The 4,538-nt window shown below is 51.4% G+C and carries 3 protein-coding genes and 1 other RNA gene; 1 reads left to right on the top strand and 3 read right to left on the bottom strand.

Features of this window, described 5'->3' with window-relative positions; genetic code table 11:
* Window positions 1-195: 195 nt before the first annotated feature.
* Both B2Z72_RS03060 and tilS read right to left on the bottom strand, forming a co-directional pair.
* Complete coding sequence (locus B2Z72_RS03060; RefSeq protein WP_296982883.1) at window positions 196-693, bottom strand: hypothetical protein; 498 nt, start codon at window positions 691-693, stop codon at window positions 196-198.
* Window positions 694-840: 147 nt separating this feature from the next.
* Window positions 841-2,388 carry a tRNA lysidine(34) synthetase TilS gene (gene tilS, locus B2Z72_RS03055; RefSeq protein ID WP_296982884.1) on the bottom strand — a complete coding sequence of 516 codons (1,548 nt, stop codon included), beginning with the start codon at window positions 2,386-2,388 and terminating at the stop codon, window positions 841-843.
* Window positions 2,389-2,943: 555 nt separating this feature from the next.
* On the opposite strand from tilS, the gene B2Z72_RS03050 reads away from it, so the two are divergent.
* Window positions 2,944-3,531, top strand: a complete 588-nt coding sequence (locus tag B2Z72_RS03050) for a class I SAM-dependent methyltransferase (RefSeq protein ID WP_296982885.1) — start codon at window positions 2,944-2,946, stop codon at window positions 3,529-3,531.
* 814 nt (window positions 3,532-4,345) lie between these two features.
* On the opposite strand, the gene rnpB is transcribed toward B2Z72_RS03050, so the two are convergent.
* Window positions 4,346-4,538, bottom strand: an RNA gene (gene rnpB, locus B2Z72_RS03045) — RNase P RNA component class A; the annotation flags it as partial.

Raw genomic sequence — 4,538 nt, 5'->3', positions numbered from 1 at the left:
GCCCAGCGTATTTTTTCGCAGTAGTGGGAAATCGGAAACTGGTGCAGCTTCATACAGGCTCGCTCATACGTCAGGTTTATCTGACTTTAGCAGGCTTACCGCTGAGGCATAAGCCCCAACGGAACATATGTGCCGGAATCCTGTAGCAGAAAAACCAGCCCGCCCCTGTGAACGGGTTAAAGCCCGTCTGCAGGATCAGCGGGTTTTCACCTGAATACCGACCTCTGCTCCCTGAATAGTGTCGAACACAGGGCGTTGCCGGGCCTCTTCAGATTCATCCAGATACACTTTACCGGACCAGTTCAGTACCCGCTCATCCGCAGGCCGGCCAAATAACGGCGGCAGCGAATGGTAATCCTGCAATGCTGCAGAGTCGTCATCACCAGCGTCGTCCCAGTCATAATCCGGCAAAGAAAGGTTCAGCTGAATTGGCTCTTTTGCCTTAGTAGTCTCTGGTATTTCGTCGGCAACCACCATGGCCCCGTCCGCTGAGGCAGTCACCGCCTGACTATCATCAGCAACGCCTGCCGTGGCTGGTTGTTCTTTGCTTAGCGGAGCCTGCTGCCCATGAGTGACGGATTCTGTCGATTGATTACAGGCCGAAAGAGAAATCAGCAAAGCCGCCAGGGTAACGATTTTCGCGGGGCTTTTTACCTGATGTCCAATCCGGCTTAACGGTCTGACCAAGGTCATAATAAACGTTTCTTTCCTTTTAGCTGTGTACGTATTAGCTGTGTACGTATCAGCTGTGTACGTAAGCGGCGTTCAGCGGATGAATGAAAATGATAAAAGTCGCTGCGCCAATAACTCTCAGACAAGAGGAAGCCAGTGAAATTCCGGTCAATCCGGTAACAGATTGTGACCTCCCCAGCGCACGCTCCAACTCTGACCGGCCGTGTCTTTACTGTTCGCCGGATTATCCGCCAGCGGCTCAGCGCTGCCCGGGCTGTATTGCGCGGCACAGATCAATCCGGGTAACGCCACCAGACGCATTGATTGCTCCAGTGGGTCGTCCCCCAGTACCAGTGCCGGCCAACTGTCACGCAACCAGACCGGAACACCAGCCTCCTGAAAAACCGCCTTCAGTGTTTTGGCCGGGCGGCCCGCGGCCTGAATTTTATGGCCGCGCAGCTGTGCAGCGGGCAAGACCCGATAATCTCCGGCCATGATGTGCCTGGCAGTGTGAGCTCCGTCATCCGCAGCCAATGTCACCTGCAATACGCTACCGTCCCATAACGGCAGCTGCTGCGTAACACCGGGCTGAGCAGGCGGAGAAAAGGCTAAAGGCTCAACGTTCAGCAGAGATTGCGCGCCTGCCAATTCTGCTGTTGAGTGCTGAAGCTTATCAGCCACCACAAATAACGCGGCACGGTATCGCCGCACGGTGAAAGCGCCCAGAGCCAGCTCTGGTTGTTTATCCTCAGCGGCGTGAATCACATCGCGGATCAGGGTATCGAGCCAGTTAGCCGAGGGCAGCATAAGATTCAGGCGGCCGAGCCAGTCGCGCAGAATATAAGGAATGAGATCGGCATCCTCAGCGCCAAGCGCCTCCAGATTACAGCTGAGAGGTAAGGTATGGGGCCAGCTGCAGGCAGTGATGCAGTTGTCTGTATGGGGACGGATCAGCTTAGTCAGCACCGCCTGATCCTGAGCCAGCTGATTCACAGAGCGCAGCAGGGCTTTCTGTTTGCCGGGGAAGCGGGCAAAAACCTGCGGCAGAAGTTCATGGCGCCACCAGTTACGTTCAAACCGCGTGTCGTCATTGGATTCATCGTGAATCCAGGTCAGCCCTTCAGAATCAGCCCAGGCCTCCAGCTCACGGCGCGGAATATCGAGCCATGGGCGCAGGATGCGGATGCCTGCGCTGTCGTTAGCCGGATCTGCGGGCTTCTCCTCAGCGGCTTTCTGATCAGTAGCTTTCTGGGGCAAAGCGGCACCGAGTAAACGCTCACTCTTAATCGCCGACAGTCCGCCAAGACCCGCTCCGCGGAATAGGCGCTGAAAAAAAGTCTCGATCTGATCATCGCCGTGATGAGCCAACAACAGAACCTCGCCTTCCCCCACAAGACTGCCGAACGCCTTATAACGTGCCGCTCTGGCATCAAACTCAGTACCATTGCCACTGTCAGTCAGCACAACTTTGCGGCTGATCAATGAAACCCCCAGCTGATCGCAGAGCTGCTGACAGAATGACAGCCAGTCATCGGCATTGGCGGACAGGCCGTGATGGACATGCAAAGCCTGAATGCGTCCGGCCGCAACTCCGGCTTTCAGCAAAGCATGCAGTAACGTCACGGAATCCAGACCACCACTCAGGCCAACCCAGATGCGGGAGTCTGCCGTCAGATCGCGTACTGCGGACGTCAGCCGATGGATTAACTCAGACACACATTGACTCCGTATTGGGTGACCCGGCGAAAAGGGGATTGTAAGAGGGGGCGCAGCAATACGCTACTTCACTGTCCGTGTGCCGCCAGATGCTGATATGAAAGTGGCTGGTATGGCTTAGGCTTCTGCAGCGTCTTTGCCTGGCAGCGCTGGCATAACCATCAGCCTACTAGCCCACCAGCCCATGCAGCGCACCGCAACGTGACAGAAACATAAGCTGATTGTAACCAATAAAAAGAACAGTAAGTCTCTGCAGAATATCCAACCAGATTAATCAGATAATTACTGATCACTATTATGGAACATAAGATATAAGAAAAGATTTTTTGATAGATTTTATCTTTCAAATACCCAGATTGGCGCCGTTTTCACGCACCACAATGATGCAAACCCAATAATTTACTCCCCTTAATTTTGCACGCCAGATCCGCATTACTCTGTCTTTCGTACTATAAAAGCCAGTGATTTTAATCCATATAAACAACAATCTATTTCAGCTGATTCAGATTATTCCAGAGCTGATAAGATTGCCTGCAAATTTTCAGAGAAAACATTATGTGGGACGAACGTTATAGTTCCAGTACCTATGTTTACGGTACGGAACCCAATCGTTTTCTGGCCGAAAATACTCAGCGCCTGCAAAAGGGAAAAATTCTCTGTCTGGCTGAAGGCGAAGGTCGTAACGCCGTGCATCTCGCGCGTTGCGGCTATGAAGTCACTGCAGTCGACCAATCCGAAGTTGGTCGTGCAAAAGCGCTGAAATTGGCTGAGAAACACAAAGTCAGCATTGATTACCGGATAGCGGATCTGGCGTCATTTGATATGGGCATCGATCAGTGGGATGGCATTGTATCCATCTACTGTCATTTGCCGCCTGCGCTGCGCTGCAGTGTACACCAACGGGTATGCCGTGCGCTGAAGACCGGTGGTGTTTTGCTGCTGGAAGCCTATACGCCCAATCAGCTGAAGCTGGGCACTGGTGGGCCGAAAGAAGAAAATATGATGATGTCAGTGCCTATTCTGGAAAAAGAGCTCAGCGCTCTGCACTTCCGTCATCTTCTGGAATTACAGCGTAACGTCACCGAAGGCACAGGCCACAATGGCATTGGTGCTGTGGTACAGGCCATCGCTGTTAAAGAATAACGCACAGGTGAGCCAAAAACAGCGGCTCACCTTTTGTTGTTAATTTGCTGCCTTAACCACTCCCTTAGCCCGACGTTCTGATTCTCTTGTCCTGAACCAGACCCGATGTTTTGAGCTCCCCACCCTGAAATAAGAACTTTCACCCGCTGTTACCAGCTGCTCTTAACCTTTCTTTTTTCTGTCTTCTTTCTGCCTGCTTTCCCTTTATTGTATTAATTTATTTCTTTTCCCGTACTTTTTACTTTTGCAAACCTTCCGCTTTTTTCATTGCACCCTGCAAAAATGTTCCAATAGCTCGCAACTGAAATAGATGTCATGCAACCCAAACCAAAGTAATTAATCCATTCACATAAAGCTTAAATAAACCTTAAATATTGCACGCACAGGCAGACCAATCTGTTACAACATATAAACACTACTTCATTTTCTTATATCTGCTTTATACAGGCGCTATACAACTTTACTTACCGGTAAATAACCTGAGGGATTTCACAATCACCAACCGGCCATATTCTGAGCGCAGGAAAGCAGAATCAGGACTGAAATAGTTATTAAGAAATTACTACCTGCCAGCAAGCACTCCTAAAGCATTGCCAGACATCGACAGTCTGCTCTGTGCGTATGCGAGGGAAAACGCAAAAGAAAACGTCGCATGATAAAACATGCGGGGTTTAAATAAATTGAGCCAACCGGTAAGCCCTGAATCTGCTTATGAGACGTCGTGGGCAGTCACTGTCCAGAACACGCTTACCTCAGAATCTGCTCAGCCCTTAAAAAAAGAAAACCCCGCATGCAAAGCATGCGGGGTTTAAATAAATTGAGCCAACCGGTAAGCCGGGTTCTGTCGTGGACAGTCATTCGTCTAGGCCTGCAATCGCTCACAGGCTCCAGCAACCTACCCGTTCCCAGCGCGGGCCGCGCCTGTAGGGAACCTATTTGGTCTTGCTTCGGGTGGAGTTTACCGTGCCACAAACTGTTGCCAGCTGCGCGGTGCGCTCTTACCGCAC

It is taken from the genome of Thalassolituus sp. UBA6592 (genome assembly GCF_002433655.1).
In the GTDB taxonomy this organism is placed as follows: Bacteria; Pseudomonadota; Gammaproteobacteria; order Pseudomonadales; family Oceanobacteraceae; genus Venatoribacter.
The sequence above is the reverse complement of the archived record's forward strand: the minus strand, read 5'-3'. Positions and strand labels throughout refer to the sequence as shown.